The 16,458-nt window shown below is 73.0% G+C and carries 15 protein-coding genes; 11 read left to right on the top strand and 4 right to left on the bottom strand.

The features are described 5' to 3' along the window. The first annotated feature begins 20 nt into the window (after window positions 1-20). The 3 genes from ACFVZW_RS20810 to ACFVZW_RS20800 all read left to right on the top strand — a co-directional run bounded on the left by ACFVZW_RS20810 (window position 21) and on the right by ACFVZW_RS20800 (window position 2,671). Entirely contained in the window at window positions 21-590 is a 570-nt protein-coding gene (locus tag ACFVZW_RS20810; RefSeq protein WP_384523378.1) for a TetR/AcrR family transcriptional regulator, read from the top strand. Window positions 591-718: 128 nt separating this feature from the next. Beyond that, complete coding sequence (locus tag ACFVZW_RS20805; RefSeq protein WP_384523376.1) at window positions 719-1,909, top strand: pyroglutamyl peptidase; 1,191 nt, start codon at window positions 719-721, stop codon at window positions 1,907-1,909. Between the two features lie 48 nt (window positions 1,910-1,957). Then, a complete protein-coding gene (locus ACFVZW_RS20800; protein WP_384523310.1) occupies window positions 1,958-2,671 on the top strand; it encodes a carbon-nitrogen hydrolase family protein in 714 nt (237 codons plus the stop codon). Window positions 2,672-2,678: 7 nt separating this feature from the next. Here ACFVZW_RS20800 and ACFVZW_RS20795 read toward each other — a convergent pair whose 3' ends face one another. Next, a complete protein-coding gene (locus ACFVZW_RS20795; RefSeq protein WP_384523309.1) occupies window positions 2,679-3,503 on the bottom strand; it encodes an EI24 domain-containing protein in 825 nt (274 codons plus the stop codon). Between the two features lie 100 nt (window positions 3,504-3,603). On the opposite strand from ACFVZW_RS20795, the gene ACFVZW_RS20790 reads away from it, so the two are divergent. After that, the gene (locus tag ACFVZW_RS20790) at window positions 3,604-6,132 is read left to right on the top strand and encodes a M14 family zinc carboxypeptidase (protein ID WP_384523307.1); all 2,529 of its coding nucleotides are present in this window, start codon (window positions 3,604-3,606) and stop codon (window positions 6,130-6,132) included. Between the two features lie 84 nt (window positions 6,133-6,216). Here the strand turns inward: ACFVZW_RS20790 and ACFVZW_RS20785 are convergent, their stop codons facing one another. Continuing rightward, entirely contained in the window at window positions 6,217-6,639 is a 423-nt protein-coding gene (locus ACFVZW_RS20785; RefSeq protein ID WP_352189301.1) for an organic hydroperoxide resistance protein, read from the bottom strand. Between the two features lie 63 nt (window positions 6,640-6,702). Then, the gene (locus ACFVZW_RS20780; RefSeq protein WP_384523304.1) at window positions 6,703-7,722 is read right to left on the bottom strand and encodes an NADP-dependent oxidoreductase; all 1,020 of its coding nucleotides are present in this window, start codon (window positions 7,720-7,722) and stop codon (window positions 6,703-6,705) included. A gap of 94 nt (window positions 7,723-7,816) precedes the next feature. On the opposite strand from ACFVZW_RS20780, the gene ACFVZW_RS20775 reads away from it, so the two are divergent. Continuing rightward, on the top strand, window positions 7,817-8,251 hold the full coding sequence (locus ACFVZW_RS20775) for a MarR family winged helix-turn-helix transcriptional regulator (protein ID WP_384523302.1): 435 nt from the start codon (window positions 7,817-7,819) through the stop codon (window positions 8,249-8,251). Between the two features lie 49 nt (window positions 8,252-8,300). On the opposite strand, the gene ACFVZW_RS20770 is transcribed toward ACFVZW_RS20775, so the two are convergent. After that, a complete protein-coding gene (locus tag ACFVZW_RS20770; protein ID WP_384523300.1) occupies window positions 8,301-9,122 on the bottom strand; it encodes a hypothetical protein in 822 nt (273 codons plus the stop codon). Between the two features lie 122 nt (window positions 9,123-9,244). Here ACFVZW_RS20770 and ACFVZW_RS20765 point away from each other — a divergent pair, with 122 nt between their 5' ends. From ACFVZW_RS20765 to ACFVZW_RS20740, 6 genes are all read left to right on the top strand, one after another. After that, window positions 9,245-9,796, top strand: coding sequence for a hypothetical protein (locus ACFVZW_RS20765; RefSeq protein ID WP_384523298.1), 552 nt, complete (start codon window positions 9,245-9,247; stop codon window positions 9,794-9,796). A 405-nt stretch (window positions 9,797-10,201) separates the two neighbouring features. Further along, a complete protein-coding gene (locus ACFVZW_RS20760) occupies window positions 10,202-11,245 on the top strand; it encodes a rod shape-determining protein (protein ID WP_384523296.1) in 1,044 nt (347 codons plus the stop codon). 36 nt (window positions 11,246-11,281) lie between these two features. Then, window positions 11,282-12,805, top strand: coding sequence for a GAF domain-containing protein (locus ACFVZW_RS20755; RefSeq protein WP_384523294.1), 1,524 nt, complete (start codon window positions 11,282-11,284; stop codon window positions 12,803-12,805). Between the two features lie 143 nt (window positions 12,806-12,948). After that, window positions 12,949-14,136, top strand: coding sequence for a nitrate/nitrite transporter (locus tag ACFVZW_RS20750; protein WP_384523374.1), 1,188 nt, complete (start codon window positions 12,949-12,951; stop codon window positions 14,134-14,136). Between the two features lie 49 nt (window positions 14,137-14,185). Then, window positions 14,186-15,661, top strand: a complete 1,476-nt coding sequence (locus ACFVZW_RS20745) for an acyl-CoA synthetase (protein ID WP_384523292.1) — start codon at window positions 14,186-14,188, stop codon at window positions 15,659-15,661. Beyond that, window positions 15,654-16,458 (top strand): carboxyl transferase domain-containing protein (locus ACFVZW_RS20740; protein ID WP_384523290.1); only part of this gene is annotated, 805 nt, incomplete at its 3' end. The genes ACFVZW_RS20745 and ACFVZW_RS20740, both read left to right, overlap by 8 nt.

Raw genomic sequence — 16,458 nt, 5'->3', positions numbered from 1 at the left:
AGGGAGAGGGGGCCATGGCGATGGTGCGGGCCAGGAGCGAGGAGCGGCGGGCGGACATCGTGGGCGCGGCCCTCGAAGTGATCGCCGAGCGCGGCTACCGGGGCGCGTCGCTCGGCGCCGTCGCCGAGCGCGTCGGCCTGACGCAGCAGGGGCTGCTGCACTACTTCCCCACGAAGGAGGCCCTGCTCGTCGCGGTCCTCGCGGAGCGCGACAAGTGGGACACGAGCGGGGCCGGGTCGCGCGAGGGCTGGCGGCTCGATCTGATCGACTCGCTCGTCGAGTACAACGCCATGCGGCCGGGGATCGTGCAGACCTTCTCGGCCCTGCTCGGCGAGAGCGTGACCGAGGACCATCCGGCGCGCGCGTTCTTCACCGAGCGCTACACCCAGGTCCGCGAGGAGATGGCGAACGTCCTGCGCATGGAGTTCGGCGAACGGCTGCCGAGCGGGCTGACCCCTGAGCGGGCGGCGCCGATCCTGACGGCCGTGATGGACGGGCTGCAGTACCAGTGGCTGCTCGACCCGGCGGCGGTCGACATGCCGGAGGCGTTCCGGGACTTTCTGCGCCTCCTGTACGGCAGCGACAAGTGAGGGCCCTGTAGCGGGAGTTGCAGGTGAGTCGGGATACTGCGCGGGCCGGTTCCCGACCCGACGGAGGGCTCGCTGTGCTGTCCCGGATACGCCATGCCTCACTCGGCCTCGCCCTGATCACGGCCACGCTGGTCGTGGCGACACCCCCCGCGTCCGCCGACGCCGACGCGGGCTGCTCGCGCACGGCCGAGGAGGCCCGTCTCGACCGCGCCGCGCCCCAGGAGATCCTGCGGCGCGCCGGATTCGACTCCGTGGCACCGGAGTTCGCCCGCGCGCTCGTCGGCGCCGAGTCGTACCAGGAGGCCGAACGGACGGTCGTACGGCACGGGGAACGGCTCTGGCGGGACGCGGTCGACCGGGCGCAGGGGCATCGCGTACGGGGCGATCTGAGCAAGGACGACGATCGGCCGCTGTACTGGGCGCGGCTGGGTCTGACCCGGGAACTGCGTTCCTGGCATCCGGAGTTCGCGCTCTCCGACGAGGGTCGGGCCCGGCTGCTCGACCGGCTCGAACGCTCCTCCCGCGGCCAGGACTCGATCCGCTTCCCGGTCGGCAAGGGCGTGAAGCGGATCCTGATGACCGGGTTCGACCCGTTCACGCTCGACCGGGACGTGCGGATCAGCAACCCGTCCGGGGCCACCGCGCTCGCCCTGGACGGCACCTGGATCCGCACGGCCGACGGGAGCCTCGCACGGATCGAGACGGCCGTCTTCCCGGTCCGCTGGCAGGACTTCGCCGAGGGCACCGTCGAGCGGACGCTCCGGGACCAGCTGCCGAAGGCCGACCTCGTCACCACGGTCAGCCAGGGCCGGATCGGCCGCTTCGACATCGAGCGGTTCAACGGTGCCTGGCGGGGCGGATTCCCCGACAACGAGAACCTCTCGCGGACGGAGACCGTCCCGGTCACCGACCCCGCCACCCAGCCCCAGTGGACGACGACCACCCTCCCGTACGCCTCGATCGTCGCCGCGAGCACCGGGCGCTTCCCGGTGTACGACAACACGGCGGTGACCGAGATCCCGGCCGGGTCGAGCACTCCCGTATCCCGCCCGGGTGGTCCGACGCCGGGCTCCACGGCGCGCTCGGGCGGCGGCGGGGACTACCTCTCCAACGAGATCGCCTACCGCGCGACCCTGCTGCGCGACCGGCTCGGTCTGCGGGAGCTGCCCGGCGGCCATGTCCACACCCCGGTGCTGCAGTTCGGCGCGGGCAACACGGACCCGGCGACGGGCACGGTCACCGACCCGGAGTTCGTCCGCAACCGGCTGGACATCATCGCCCAGGTCCGGACGATCATCGCCGTGGCCGCCTCTCGGTAGCCGTCCCGGGGTTCCCCGTCGGCGGGGGCGCGCGAGATGATGGGGGCCATGATCGTCGCAGCAGCGCAGTTCGCCCCGGTCGCCGGGGACATCGACGCCAACGTCCGTACCATCGCCGGGCTGATCAGGGCGGCGGGCGGCGACGGCGCACGGCTGGTCGTCTTCGCCGAGCTCTGCCTGACCGGCTACGAGCCCAGCCTCGTCCGGGACACCCCGGCGCTGGTGCTCTCCGAGGACGACGAGCGCCTCGAACCGGTCCGGGAGGCCTGCCGCGCGGCCGGTGCGGCGGCCGTCGTCAACGGCCCCGTGCGCACCGCCGACGGCGGCACCGGGGTGACCTCGCTGGTGATCGGAGCGGACGGCTCGCTGCTCACCCGCTACGACAAGCGGCATCTGTACGGCGTCGAGCAGGAGGTCTTCGCGCCGGGCGGGACGGACGGCCGCTTCACCCTCGACGGAGTGCGGTTCGCGACGGCCACCTGCTACGACAACCGGTTCCCTGAGCTCGCGCGGCGGGCCGCCGCCGACGGCTGCACGGTCTATCTGGCGAGCTCGGTACTGGCCGCCGACAACGACTCGTTCGAGAAGGTCTATCCGGTACGGGCCCGGGACTTCGGCCTGTACGTGGTGCTCGGCAACGCGCTGGGGGCCAACGAGGACGGTGTGGCCTGCGGCGCCGCCGGAGCCTGGGGCCCGGACGGCGAGCGCCTCGCCGACGCGGGGAGCATCGAGGCGGGGTACGCGCTCGCCGAGGTCGGCTGAGCCCCCGCTATGCCTTTCGGTACGGGTTGCCCGGCGTCGGGACGGGGGCGGGCGCCGCGGAGGCCGGGGCCGCGGCCGGCTCGGCGTCGTCCGCGTTCTCCCCGCGCAGGTCCCGGACCATCAGCGTCGCGCCCGCGACCGCGCCCGGCATCAGGAACACGGCCACGAACGGCACCAGGAACGCCAGGGTCAGCGGGACGCCGAAGCCCAGGGTCAGCATCCGGCGGCCGCGCAGCATCCGCAGCCGCTCCTTCAGCTCGACGCTGCGGCGCTGGAGGGCGACGGCGGACAGCTCCTCGGCGAGGAAGAAGCCGGAGACGCAGAAGCCGATCACCGGCACGACGGTCTGACCGACGACGGGGATGAAGCCGCAGGCGAAGAGCAGCACGCCGTAGAACGCGACCCGCAGTACGACCTTGAGGCTGTCGCGTGCGGAGATCCACAGCTCGCGCCAGAGCGGCAGGCCCGACTCGGGGACCTCGCCGCCCTCGGTGCGGTCGACCTCTTCGGACAGCGACTCGTAGAAGGGCTGGCCGACCAGCAGGGTCACGGCGGTGAAGGTGACGACCGCGAGGAAGAGCCCGAAGCCGAAGGTCAGGACGGTCAGGGTGGTGCGCAGGAGCCCCTGCCAGGGCGAGGACCAGTCGTCGGCGAACGGGGTCGCCCAGGCCGTCAGGTCGTCGGCTCCGTAGCCCAGGCCGACGAGCGCGCCGACGTACAGCACGAGGGTCACGAGACCGGGCAGCAGCCCGAACCCGAACCATCGGCCGTGCCGGCCCACCCACTTCTGACCCTGTACCAGATAACCGAGACCGGCCCCGAAATCACGCATGAGGATCACCCTATCGGGCCCGCGCCGAAGGCCCTCTTGTTGTCCGGGGCACGACAGGGTAGACCCCTGCGTACTGATCACTTACGGAGGTTGCGTACGTATGGCGAAACCCGGACCCGTCCTGATCACCACCGTCTGCGGCGCGCTCCTCGGCGCGCTGGTCCTCACCGCGCTGCCCGCGAGCGCCGCGCCCGGCCCCTTCGCGCACGGGCCCGGCAGCGCGTCCGAGCCCGGTCCCGTACGCGAAGGGGCCGGGCGTGACACCGCGGCCGCGCCGCCGCGCACGTTCGCGGCACGCACCTCCCCCGCCCCGGCCGACACCCCGCTCCGCACGGGCGACGGCTTTCCGCGGCGGACGGACCTCGCGGTCCCGCCCGTCGACCCGGCCGACAAGTCGATCAAGCTGGGGCTCGCGCCGTACCACTCCCTCGCCCCGCGTCTCAACGCGCTGCAGAAGCTCGGGGACCGCGTGAGCGTCGAGGTCGCCGGGCGGTCGGCCGGCGGCCACGAGCTGTATCTGGTGACCGTCACCGCCCCCGAGAGCGCCCGCGAGACCCGCGAGCAGGAGCGGATGCGCGAGCGGATCGAGAACGCACCCGCCTCCGCGGCCAAGGACACCCGGCTGAAGGCCGCGTACAAGACGCCTGTCTTCATCAACAACAACATCCACGGCAACGAGTGGGAGGGCACGGACGCCGCCCTGGAGCTCATCGAGGAACTGGCCACCGCCACCGACCGCAAGACCGCCGGGCTGCTCGCGAGGACCCGGGTCTATCTGAACGTCACCGCCAACCCGGACGGCCGGATCGCCGGCACCCGCGCCAACGGCAACGGCTTCGACCTCAACCGGGACTTCATCACCGCCTCGCAGCCCGAGGCGCGCGCGATCCGCCGGATCGCCATCGACAAGCAGCCGGCCGTGATGCTGGATCTGCACGGGTACGTCAACGGCACGCTGATCGAGCCGACGACCCCGCCGCACGGCGAGAACTACGAGTACGACCTGTTCCTGAAGAACGCCTACGCCAACGCGCTCGGCATGGAGAAGGCGGTCAACGGACTCGGCTACACGCCCGCGAAGGACGGGGTCCGCCCGGCGGTCATCCCCTTCCGCGACGAACAGGAGGGCTGGGACGACTGGCCGCCGATCTTCACCCCGCAGTACATGCCGTTCCAGGGCGCCGTGGCCGCGCACACCATCGAGTTCCCGATGACGGTGAACAACCAGGCGTACGACACGCTGCCGGAGGCGGAGCTGCGCCGCCGGGCGGCGATCAACGTCGACATCGCGGGCGCGGCGATGCGCGCCACGCTCGACCACACGGACACGCATCGCGCGTCGGTGCTCGCCGACCAGATCGAGACGTTCCGGCGGGGCGCGGCGGGCGAGGCGCAGCGGCCGGTCTCCGAGGAGACGGTGCCCGGGGTGCCGGGGATCGGTCCGGAGGACGTGTACACGACCACGTTCCCGCGCGCGTACGTCATTCCGGCGGGGCGGTCCCAAGCCTCGGCGGTGGCCGCGGCACGGCTCGTGGACCATCTGGTCGCCAACGACGTGCGGGTAGGGCGGGCCGTCGACGGCTCGTACGTCGTCGACATGCGCCAGCCCAAGCGCGGTATGGCGAACGTGATCCTGGCGGAGGGCCGCGACATCAGCGCGGACGTGTCGACGATGTACGACATCTCCGGCTGGAGCCTCGGGCTGCTGTGGGGTGCGACGGTGCGCAGGATCGAGCACGGTCCGGTGCCCCGCGTGGTGCGTCCGGTCCACGCAGCGGCCCCCACGGGCTCGGTCGCGCCCTTCGGGGACCTGCTGCTGCGGCTCGACGACCCGAAGGAGCTGGCCGCGGTGAACACGCTGCTGGCGCAGGGGGTGAAGGTGCGCCGGACGGCCGACGGCGCGGCGGTGGTGCCGGCGTCGGCGCGAGGCGCGGCGCGGGTGCTCGCGGACCGGTACGGGGTGGTGTTCCGGGCCACGAAGGAGCGGGGCGCGGCGCCGCTGGCGCGGACCAGGGTCGCCGCCTCGGTGACGGCCGGTGAGCTGTTCGCACTGCGCGAGATGGGCTTCGAGGTCGTCCCGGTCTCGACGGAGATCCTGAACGCGGGCTTCGACTGGTCGACGGCCGACGTGCTGTTCGTGTCGCGGGGCCTGGAGTACGGGAAGCTCGCCCCGGCCGCGCGGGAGGCGCTGCGGGCGAGCGGTGCGGGTGTGGTGGGGATCGGCTCGGCGGGCGCGGCGTTCAACGCGGCGGCGGGGCTGCTCCCGGCCACGGCGGTGGCGGGCAACGGGGACGCGAACGGGGTCGTGACGGTCCGCAACGCGGGCGGCGCGATCACGGGCGGCGCTCCCGGGCACAGCTTCGTCTACGCGCCGATGTGGTTCACGGGGCTGGGAGCGGGGGTGCGGACCGAGCAGTCCTACGCGGCGGCCGATCCGCTCGTCTCCGGGCACTGGCGGCCCGGCGCGGACGGCCGGGGTGGTCCGGGTGACGCGGCCGGGCGGGCGTCGGTGGTCAGCGGGACGGCGGCGCACGGTGCGCCGGTGGTCCTGTTCGGCACGGAGCCGCTCTTCCGGAACCATCCGAAGGGCGCGTTCGCGCAGGTCGGCCGGGCTCTGCTGACGCGCTGACCGGTGCGCTGACGGATGCGCCGACGCAAGAGGGCCGCACCCCGGTCGGTCGGGGTGCGGCCCACATCAAGCGTACGCGCAAAATCAGACGGCCAGTTCGACCGTGATGTTGCCGCGGGTCGCCTTGGAGTACGGGCAGACCTGGTGAGCCTTCTCGATCAGGCTCTTCGCGGTCTCGACGTCCACGTTCGGGATGGTCGCCGAGATCTTGACGATGATGCCGAAGCCGTCGTCGTTCTTGCCGATGCCGACCTCGGCGGTGACCGTCGAGCCCGAGATGTCGGCGTTCTCGTTACGGGCCACGACGCCCAGCGCGCCCTGGAAGCAGGCGCTGTACCCGGCGGCGAAGAGCTGCTCGGGGTTGGTGCCGGCACCGGAGCCGCCCATGGCCTTCGGCGGGTTCACGACGACGTCGAGCTGACCGTCGTCGGTGGCCACACGGCCGTCGCGCCCGTTCTCGGCGGTGGCGACGGCGGTGTACAGGACGTCGGACTGCTGAATGGACATGCGGGTCTTCCTTCTGCTGGTTCGCCGCGACTCGCGCCCACGATCGCGACGGCTGAGGGAAGACTAGCCGGTCACCGAAACGATCATCTTTCCGGTGTTGTCGCCGCGGAGCAGGCCGAGGAAGGCGTCCACGCTGTTCTCGATGCCCTCGACGACGGTCTCGTTGTACTTCAGCTCGCCGGAGCGCAGCCAGCCGCCGACCTCCTGGACGAACTGCGGCTGCAGGCCGTAGTGGTCGCCGACGAGGACGCCCTGGAGGCGCAGCCGCTTGCCGATGATCACGGCCATGTTGCGCGGGCCCGGCACCGGCTCGGTGTCGTTGTACTGCGCGATCATGCCGCAGATGGTGGCGCGGCCGTGCACGTTGAGCGAGGAGATCGCGGCTTCGAGGTGGTCGCCGCCGACGTTGTCGAAGTAGACGTCGATGCCGTCCGGGGCGGCCTCGCGGAGCTGGTCCTTGACCGGGCCGTTCTTGTAGTTGAAGGCGGCGTCGAAGCCGTACTCCTCGATGAGGAGCTTGACCTTCTCGTCGGAGCCGGCGGAGCCGATGACCCGGGAGGCGCCCTTGAGCTTCGCCATCTGGCCGACCTGGCCGCCGACGGCGCCGGCCGCGCCGGAGACGAAGACCGCGTCGCCCTCCTTGAAGGAGGCGACCTCGAAGAGACCGGCGTAGGCGGTGAGGCCCGTCATGCCGAGGACGCCGAGGTAGCTGGAGAGGGGGGCCAGCTCCGGGTCGACCTTGGTGGCGTGCTGGGCGGGCACGTCGGCGTACTCGCGCCAGCCGAGGCCGTGCAGGACGTGGTCGCCGACGGCGAAGCCCTCCGCGTTGGACGCGATGACCTGGCCGACCGCGCCGCCGTCCATGGGGTGGTCGAGCTTGAACGGCGGGATGTACGACTTCACGTCGTTCATCCGGCCGCGCATGTACGGGTCGACCGAGAAGTGCAGGTTCTTGACCAGGATCCGGCCCTCGGCGGGCTCGGCGACGGGGGTCTCACGGAGCGCGAAGTCCGCGGGGGTCGGCCAGCCGTGCGGACGGGCGACGAGGTGCCACTCACGGCTGGACGCGGGGATTACGGACATCGGTACGGCCTCCTGGAACAGAATGTTTCACTACCTGAAACAACCATGCTCCTGGATATTTCATGTTGTCAAGTATCTGGGTAGGATGGAGCCCATGGCCACCTCACCCTCAGACCCCCTCACCCGCGAAGTCGTCGAGCTGATCGGCACGGTCGTGGCGCGGTACTACGCGGAGTACGAGCAGGCGGCCGCGGAGCACGCGCTGACCGGCGCCCAGGCGAGGGTCCTCGGACTGCTCACCCTGGAGCCGGTCCCGATGCGGAAGATCGCCCAGAAGCTGAAGTGCGAGCCGTCGAACGTCACCGGGATCATCGACCGGCTCGAATCGCGCGGCCTGGTGGAGCGCCGCCCCGACCCGGCCGACCGCCGCGTCAAGCTGGCCGCGCCCACCCCGGAGGGCCTGGACACCGCCGGCCGGCTGCGCGACTCGCTGGACTTCGCGCGCGAGCCGCTCGGACGGCTCACGGCGGACGAGCGCGCGCTGCTGCGGGACCTGCTGAAGCGGATGCTGGGCGAGGACGCGGGCTGACGCCTTCCCCGCACTCGGGGAGCCCTGGGGCGCGTCCACCGGACACGCCCTAGACGCAGAAGAAGATGATCCACGTGCACGTCGGCGTCGGAGACGGCGTGGGGCTGGGCGTGGCGGTCGTCGGCGAACCGCCGGGCGGGGTCGCGGTGGTGCTACCGGAGCCGGTCGGCGTGGGGCCGGTCTGCGAGGCCGAGGCGGAGGGCGAGCCGGATGGCGCACCGCCCGGAGGCCCGCCTGCGGAGCCCTGTGAGCCGCCGCCACTGCCCGAGCCACCGGAGCCCTGACCGCCGGAGCCCTGGCCGGGTATGCCCGTGTGGCCGGGCGCGGGCGCGTCCGAGTCCTTGGGGGTGGCGGACTTCGTCACCGTGACCGGGGTCGGCCCTTCCGGGGCCGTCGCGCTGTCCGAGGGCAGCGGCGGCAGCGAGGTCTCGACGACCTCTTCCTCCTGTACGGCGGTGGCGGCGCCGCCCTCGTCCTTGGGCTCGAGGGCCAGTTTGGCCATGCTCAGGGCGCCCGCCGCGAGGACGATGCCGAGCGTGCCCACCAGGACGTTGCGCCCCTTGCGGCTGCGCGCCCGCCGGCTGCGACGGGCACCGCCCCGGCCCGACCCCGCGCCACGGCGGGCGGCGGCCCGGCCGCCGGGAGCGGCCGTGCGCGGTGGTTCGAGCGGGTCCAGTTCGTAGATGTGCTCGGCCCGCTCCTCGTGCTGCACACGCGCAGTGGGCTCGACGTACTCGACGCGCTGGGCCGCGACGGCGCGCGCGGCGGCCGGCTGGGGGGTCTCGTACCGCAGCTCCTCGACGGGGGTCCCGCATCCGGCGCAGGCGAGTGCGCCGTTGAGGTGCCGTCGGCACTGGTGGCAGTAGTCCATGGCTGCCGCAGAGTATGTGTCGACAGGACACCAGAGGTAGGCGGGAACGTGAGGATCCTGTGAGGAAACCCCAGGTCGACGGCGTGTCGTCGTGATTCTCCCGCTTCGGGCAGGATGGGCTCATGACACCGTCCGAGCCTTTCGGGCCACGCGAGTTCCAGCTCGTCCTGCTGCGCCGTATGGCCGACCACCAGCCGGAGCTGGTCGAGGACGCGCTCAGGTCACTGGGGGCGACGCGGGCCGAGTCGCGTGAGGCGAACCGCCGCTGGCAGGCGTGGGCGCACGGCCGCCGAGGCCCTGGCGAGGCGGCCCGCTACCGCTCCGTCCTGGGCGAGCCCGTGGCACGCCGCGCGGTCCCCCGGCTGGACGCCGAGCTCCTGGAGTGGGAGCTCCCGCTCTGGCCGGAGCTGCGCTGGCAGGTGATCGTGGGAAGGCCGACGGCGGTCTGGGGCAGCGGCCTTGTCCGCGCGCCCGGCTCCCCCGTCCCCGAGCTGCGCACCGAAGCCGACCTGCGCCCGTGGAGCTGCACCCTCCCCGAGGTCGGCAACGCCTTCCCTCCGGCCCAGGCGCGGGACGGCAGCGCCCCCACCCGCCTCCGCCTGGACTTCACCCTCCCCGACGGAACCCCCCGAGCCGCCGAATTCACCTGGGGCCTCCTGCAACGCCTGCTCTGACGGCCGGGGCGGGGTGGTGGCCGTGCACCGCCACGACGGCCCGTGCCGCAACGGCGAACGAACCCCGCTGTCGCACCGAGTCCGCCCACGGGCCCCGGCGCCACGCTGGGCGACGCACCCGCACCGCGAGTCCCGGGCGACCCGCACGGCGTCCGAGCCAAGTCCGCCCGCGCCCGGCGGCGCACCCGCCGCGCCGAGCTCGGGCCCCGGGCCACGAGCGGTCCGAGCTCCGGCCGCGCCGAGTTCGTACCCCGCGCCGACCCGCCGTCAGACGGCATCGCACCCCCGGGCGGCGCAGCCCAGCGCGCGGCTTGACCGTGGGGGTCGCACGATGCGAACAGAACGCCGAAGCAAACCGGCGTACCACCCTCGCCCGTGCCAGCACCGCACTCCGGAGGATCTGCCGTGACCGTCAGCCTTGAGCAGCTGCGTCGTTGCCATGTCGCCGTCGACCTAGGGGCCGCCCGGACCCGGGTCTTCGTCAAGGGCGCCGGGCTCGTCGTCGACGAGCCCAGCGTCGCCGCTGTGAACACCCGTACCGGCGCGCTGATCGCCGTCGGCGCGCTCGCCGAGAAGATGACCGGCCGCACCCCCGACTACATCCGCGTCATGCGCCCCGTCTCCGGCGGCACCGTCGTCGACATCGACATGGCCCAGCGGATGCTCCGCCACCTCCTCGGCGAGAAGCTCCGTCGCCAACTGCGCCGCAAGCCCCGGCTGCGCGCCGCCGCCAGCACCCCGCACGACAGCGACCCGCTCGCCCAGCGCGCCGCCGTGGAGACCCTCGTCGGGCTCGGCGCCCGACGGGTCGAGCTGGTCGACACCCTGATCGCGGCGGCCGTGGGCTGCGGACTCCCCGTCGAGCAGCCCACCGCGACCATGATCATGGTCTGCGGTGCGGCGACCACCCAGGTCGCCGTGCTCTCCCTGGGCTCCATCGTCACCGCCGAGCGCATCCCCGTGGGCGGCGACGCGATCGACCACGCGGTCATCCAGCACCTGCGCCACCAGCACGAGCTGATGCTGCCCAGCCAGTCCGTCCGCCCGCTGCAACTCGCCCTCAGCGGCAACGGCCTGACCCTCCAGGGCCCGACCTCCACCGAGATCCACGGCCGCGACGTGGCCACCGGCCTCGCCCGCTCGGTGACCGTCGACACCGCCGCCGTACGGGACGCGATCCACACCCCGCTGACCGCCGTCCTCGACGGCATCGGCAAGATCCTGCGGGAGTGCCCGCCCGACCTCGTCGCCGACCTCGCCGAGCGCGGCATCATGATGGTCGGCGGCAGCGCCCTGCTCCCGGGGCTCGACCAGATGCTCCGCGAGGCGACCGGGATGCCGGTGCACATCGCCGAGCGGCCGGACGTCTGCGCGATCCTCGGGCTGGGCGCGATGCTGGAGGGCAGGATCCAGCCGATGGTCCTCGACCCGCTGGCCGATTCCGAATGATCGTCACATCCCTCCCGTTTGTACGACGATAAGCGCATGTCGCTCATAAACCAGGACGACCCGGCTCCCCGTCTGCCGATGCTGCTGGAAGCGGTCCTGAGTGTCGGCACCGATCTCGAACTGCGGACCACGCTCCAGCACCTCGTGGACTCCGCGGTCGAACTGACCGGCGCGCGCTACGGAGCGCTCGGGGTCGTCGACCCCGAGCGCCACCGGCTCACCGAACTGATCACGGCCGGAATGACGGAGGCCGAGCGACAGCGCATCCCCCGGCTCCCCGACGGCCACACCGGACTCCTCGGCGTCCTCGTCCACGACCCGCAGCCGCTGCGGCTCGACGACCTGACGGCCGATCCGCGCTCCAGCGGGGTCCCGGAGGGCCATCCCGCGATGCGCTCGTTCCTCGGTGTGCCGATCCGCGTCCACACGGAGGTGTTCGGCAATCTCTATCTCACCGAGAAGCGCGAGGGGAGCTTCACCGAGGAGGACCTCGCCCTGCTGCGGGTCCTCGCCTCGCAGGCCGGCATCGCCATCGGCAACGCCCGGCTGTACCAGACCGCCCGTCAGCGCGAGCGCTGGATCGAGGGCGCGGCGGCGGTGACGACGGCCCTGCTCACCCGGAAGCCGGCGGAGGACGCGCTGATGACGGTCGCCGAGCGGGCCCGGCTGCTCGCGGACGCCTCGGCCGGGGTCGTCCTGCAGCCCACCGAGGAGGGCGGGATGGAGATCGTGGCCGCCTCGACGACCGGCGACCCGGGTGACCTGGTCGGTACGACGATCGCGCCGGGCTCGCCCGTCCTCGTGCAACTGCTCGGCGGTGAGCCGGTCTTCGTGGAGGACTCGGCCACCGACCCACGGATGACCACCCACGTACGCTCCCGGTTCGGGCCCTCGATGATGCTGCCGCTGCAGAGCGGCGGCCGGCTCATCGGCACCCTCGCCCTCCCCCGGCGGCGCGGCGGGCGCCCCTACACGGCGGTGGACCGCCTCCTCGCCTCGCAGTTCGCCTCCCAGGCCGCCCTCGCCCTGGTCCTCGCGGACGCGCAGCACGACCGCGAGCAGCTGGCGGTGTACGAGGACCGCGACCGGATCGCCCGCGACCTGCACGACCTCGTCGTCCAGCGGCTGTTCGCCACCGAGATGATGCTGGAGTCGACGCGGCGGCGAGCGGCGGAGTCGAGCGACGAGAGCACCTTGCTCGGGCGGGCGGTGGACGAGCTGGACTCCACCATCCAGGAGGTGCGGACGACCATCTTCGCCCTCCAGCAGCCGCCCGCCGACGCGCCGGCGACCTTCCGGGGGCGGGTGCTGCGCGAGACGGGCGGCGCGGCGGTCCTGCTGGGCTTCCAGCCCTCGGTGCACTTCTCGGGCGCGGTCGACACGCTCATCGACGAGGCCGACGCCGAACGGCTCCTCGCCGTGCTGCGCGGCGCGCTGGCGGCGGCCCATCGCCGGGAGGGGGTCGCCGCGATCACGGTCGAGGTGGCGGCGACCCAGGAGGGCCCGCATCTGGTGGTGGCGGACGACGGCCACCCGCCCACGACGGTGAACTGGCCGTAGCCGCCGCACCCCCACGGCCGTGAACCGGCCGTGGCCGCCGCCCGTACGGCCCAATCCGGCGCGCCCCGCCCTGCCGCGCGACATTGACTGATCACGTGGACCCCCTCGAGAAGCCCTCCGGCACCGCCTACCGGAACCTGGTCATGGCCACGATCGGATTCACGCTCACCTTCTGGGCGTGGAACCTGATCGCGCCGCTGGCCGGTGACTACGGAGACCGGCTGAATCTCAGCTCGTTCCAGCAGTCGCTCCTCGTCGCCGTCCCGGTCCTGGTGGGCTCCCTGGGCAGGATCCCGGCCGGCGCGCTCACCGACCGCTACGGCGCCAAGGTGATGTTCCCCCTGGTCTCGGCGCTCACGATCGTGCCCGTGCTGCTGCTGATCCCGGCGAAGAACTCGTACGGCGCGATGCTCGCCGTCGGTTTCCTCCTCGGCCTCGGCGGCACGACGTTCGCCATCGGCATCCCCCTGGTCAACTCCTGGTTCCCACCGGCCAAGCGGGGTCTGGCGCTCGGGGTCTTCGGCATGGGCATGGGCGGTGTCGCGCTCTCCGGCTACTTCACCCCGCGCATCGCCAAGCACGGGGAGAACCTGCCGTTCGTCGTCGTCGCGATCGCGCTCGCCGCGTACGCCGTCCTCGCCGTGTTCCTGATCACCGACCGCCCCGACCGGCCGGTGCCCACGGCCTCCCTCGGATCCCGGCTGGGCAAGGCGGGCCGGCTGCGGGTGACCTGGGAGCTGTCGGCGCTGTACGCCATCGGCTTCGGCGGCATCGTCGCGTTCGGGGTGTACCTGCCGACGTATCTGAAGACCTGGTACGAGCTCGACCCGACCGACGCCGGCACCAAGGCGGCCGGTTTCGCCCTCGTCACCGTCGTCTTCCGGCCGATCGGCGGCTGGCTCTCGGACCGGATCCACCCGGCCCTCGTCACCGCCGCCGCGCTCGGCTTCGCCGCCCTCTTCGCCATCGTCCAGGCCTTCGACCCGCCGCTGAATCCGGGCGGCACGATCGCCCTGCTCTGCATGGCCGCCGGACTCGGCACGGCGAGCGGCTCGATCTTCGCACTGGTCTCCCAAGTCACCCCGCAGCCGCAGGTCGGCAGTGTCACCGGCATCGTCGGCGCGATGGGCGGGCTCGGCGGCTTCGTGCCACCACTGGTGATGGGCGCGATCTACAGCGCCAAGGACTCCTATTCGATCGGCTTCATGCTCCTGTCCGACCTGGCCCTCGCCGGCTGCGTCTACGCGTACGGGCGGATGCGGACGCTCCGGCCGACCGAGGACGGCGGCGGCTCCCCGGAGGTGAGCAAGGTCGCAGCGCGCCCCTCCTGAGACGGGGGAAGAATGCCTCTCGCATCCCGCTACGCGAGGAGGACGACCGTTGAGCGCGCTCTTCCCGGCCCTGGTGGCCGGCTCGGACCGACCCGCACTGCGCTTCGGCGCGGACGCCCTGACCTACGGGGAACTGTCCGGTGCCGCCGGGGCCCTGGCGGCACGGATCAAAGGCGCGGGGCGGGTCGCCGTCTGGGCCACACCGACCGCACGGACGGCGGTCGCGGTGGTGGCCGCGCTGCTGGCCGACGTACCGGCGATCCCGCTCAACCCGCGCACCGGGGAGCGGGAGCTGGCGCACATCCTCGGCGACAGCACTCCGAGCGTGGTCCTGGCCGGGCCGGAGGACGTGCTGCCGGCGGGGCTCGCGGAACTGCCCCGGATCGATGTCGAGACGACGGTGACGCACGTCGGCCCGGTCGCCGCGGCCTTCGCCGCCACCGGCGGGTCGGACGACTCCGAGTCGCCCGCCCTGATCGTCTACACCTCCGGCACCACCGGACCGCCCAAGGGCGTCGTCCTCTCCCACCGGGCGATCGCCGCCTCCCTCGACGCTCTGGAGGAGGCCTGGGCGTGGACCGAGGACGACGTCCTGGTGCACGCGCTGCCGCTGTTCCACGTCCACGGGCTCATCCTGGGGATCCTCGGCCCGCTGCGGCGCGGCGGATCGGTCACCCACCTCGGCGCGTTCTCGACGGAGGGCGTGGCCCGGGAACTCGGCGCGGGCGGCGGCACGATGCTGTTCGGCGTACCGACCATGTACCACCGGATCGCGGACACGCTGGAGGACGATCCGGCGCTGACACGGGCGCTGGCCGAGGCCCGGCTGCTGGTCTCGGGATCGGCGGCGCTGCCGGTCCACGACCACGAGCGGATCACGGCGGCGACGGGCCGGACGGTGATCGAGCGGTACGGAATGACCGAGACGCTGATGAACACCTCCGTCCCCGTGGGCTCCCGCCCGCGCCCCGGGTCCGTCGGGCTGCCGCTCCGGGGCGTGGGGCTGCGCCTGGTGGAGGAGGACGGCACGGAGATGGGGGCGTACGACGGGGAGAGCGTCGGCGAGATCCAGGTCAAGGGCCCGAACCTCTTCTCCGCGTATCTGAACCGGCCGGACGCGACGGCGGCAGCGTTCGACGGGGACTGGTTCCGCACCGGGGACATGGCCGTCCGTGAACCCGACGGGTACGTACGGATCGTGGGCCGCAAGGCCACCGACCTGATCAAGAGCGGCGGTTACAAGATAGGCGCCGGCGAGATAGAGAACGCGCTCCTGGACCACCCGGCGGTGCGGGAGGCCGCCGTGACCGGCGCGCCGGACCCGGACCTCGGGGAGCGGATCGTGGCCTGGGTGGTGCCGGCGGACGCGGAGAAGCCGCCGACGGCGGAGGAGCTGGCGGACCACGTCGCCGGGCTCCTCGCCCCGCACAAGCGCCCGCGCACCGTCCACTTCCTCCGCGCGCTGCCCCGCAACGACATGGGCAAGCTCCTGAAGAAGGCCCTCCCGGAGGCCCTCCATGACTGAGCGCCTCACGGCCCGTCAGGTGATCGCACTGGTCACCGACGACTTCACCCCGCTGCGGACCCCGGCCGCCGTCGCTTCGCCGCGCCCGGACGGTCCGATCGGCTGGGCCGGATACGACGCCTCACGCGCGCGTGCGGCCGCGAAGACCGGCGAGGAGGAGTCCGTCCTGCACGGCAGGGCGACGATCGACGGTCGACGGGTGGTCGTGGTCGCCTTCGAATTCGGCTTCCTCGGCGGCTCGCTGGGACAGGCGGCCGGCGACCGGCTCGTCGCCGCGTACCGCACCGCGCTCGCGGATCGGGTCCCGCTGGTGTCGCTCGTGGCGACGGGCGGCAGCCGGATGCAGGAGGGCATGATCGCCCTGGCCCAGCTCCAGCGTGTGGCGGAGGCGACCGTACGGCTGCGGGGCGCCGGCGTCCCCCATGTCGCGGTCCTGCGCGATCCGTCCACCGGCGGCGGCTGGGCCACGGTGGGCGCGGGCGCGGACGTCGTGCTCGCCCTCCCCTCCGCCCAGGTGGCCTTCGCCGGCTCGCGGGTCCGCCCGCAGGACGCCGACCCGGCCGCGTACACGGCGGAGAGCCAGTGGGAGTACGGACACGTGGACGCGCTCGTCGCACCGGAGGACCTTCGGTCGACGCTCGCCCTGTGGCTGCGGCTGCTGAGGGGCGGCGAGCCCGACGGCGCGTCTGGCGGCGCGTCCGGCGGGACGTCTCCCAGCGAGCCCGGCGGCGCGTCCGGCGGGACGTCCGGCGGCGCGTCCGGCGGCGCGTCCGGCGGGACGTCTCCCAGCGAGCCCG

The sequence above is a fragment of the Streptomyces sp. NPDC059567 genome (genome assembly GCF_042735655.1).
In the GTDB taxonomy this organism is placed as follows: domain Bacteria; phylum Actinomycetota; class Actinomycetes; order Streptomycetales; family Streptomycetaceae; genus Streptomyces.
The sequence above is the reverse complement of the archived record's forward strand: the minus strand, read 5'-3'. Positions and strand labels throughout refer to the sequence as shown.

Excerpts from the sequence above, each read along its gene's own strand:
- ACFVZW_RS20795 (WP_384523309.1), bottom strand. The coding sequence starts at position 3,503 with ATGCGTGATTTCGGGGCCGGTCTCGGTTATCTGGTACAGGGTCAGAAG.
- ACFVZW_RS20785 (WP_352189301.1), bottom strand. The coding sequence starts at position 6,639 with ATGTCCATTCAGCAGTCCGACGTCCTGTACACCGCCGTCGCCACCGCC.
- ACFVZW_RS20780 (WP_384523304.1), bottom strand. The coding sequence starts at position 7,722 with ATGTCCGTAATCCCCGCGTCCAGCCGTGAGTGGCACCTCGTCGCCCGT.
- ACFVZW_RS20810 (WP_384523378.1), top strand. The coding sequence starts at position 21 with ATGGTGCGGGCCAGGAGCGAGGAGCGGCGGGCGGACATCGTGGGCGCG.
- ACFVZW_RS20755 (WP_384523294.1), top strand. The coding sequence starts at position 11,282 with ATGTCGCTCATAAACCAGGACGACCCGGCTCCCCGTCTGCCGATGCTG.
- ACFVZW_RS20800 (WP_384523310.1), top strand. The coding sequence starts at position 1,958 with ATGATCGTCGCAGCAGCGCAGTTCGCCCCGGTCGCCGGGGACATCGAC.
- ACFVZW_RS20790 (WP_384523307.1), top strand. The coding sequence starts at position 3,604 with ATGGCGAAACCCGGACCCGTCCTGATCACCACCGTCTGCGGCGCGCTC.
- ACFVZW_RS20765 (WP_384523298.1), top strand. The coding sequence starts at position 9,245 with ATGACACCGTCCGAGCCTTTCGGGCCACGCGAGTTCCAGCTCGTCCTG.
- ACFVZW_RS20770 (WP_384523300.1), bottom strand. The coding sequence starts at position 9,122 with ATGGACTACTGCCACCAGTGCCGACGGCACCTCAACGGCGCACTCGCC.
- ACFVZW_RS20775 (WP_384523302.1), top strand. The coding sequence starts at position 7,817 with ATGGCCACCTCACCCTCAGACCCCCTCACCCGCGAAGTCGTCGAGCTG.
- ACFVZW_RS20750 (WP_384523374.1), top strand. The coding sequence starts at position 12,949 with ATGGCCACGATCGGATTCACGCTCACCTTCTGGGCGTGGAACCTGATC.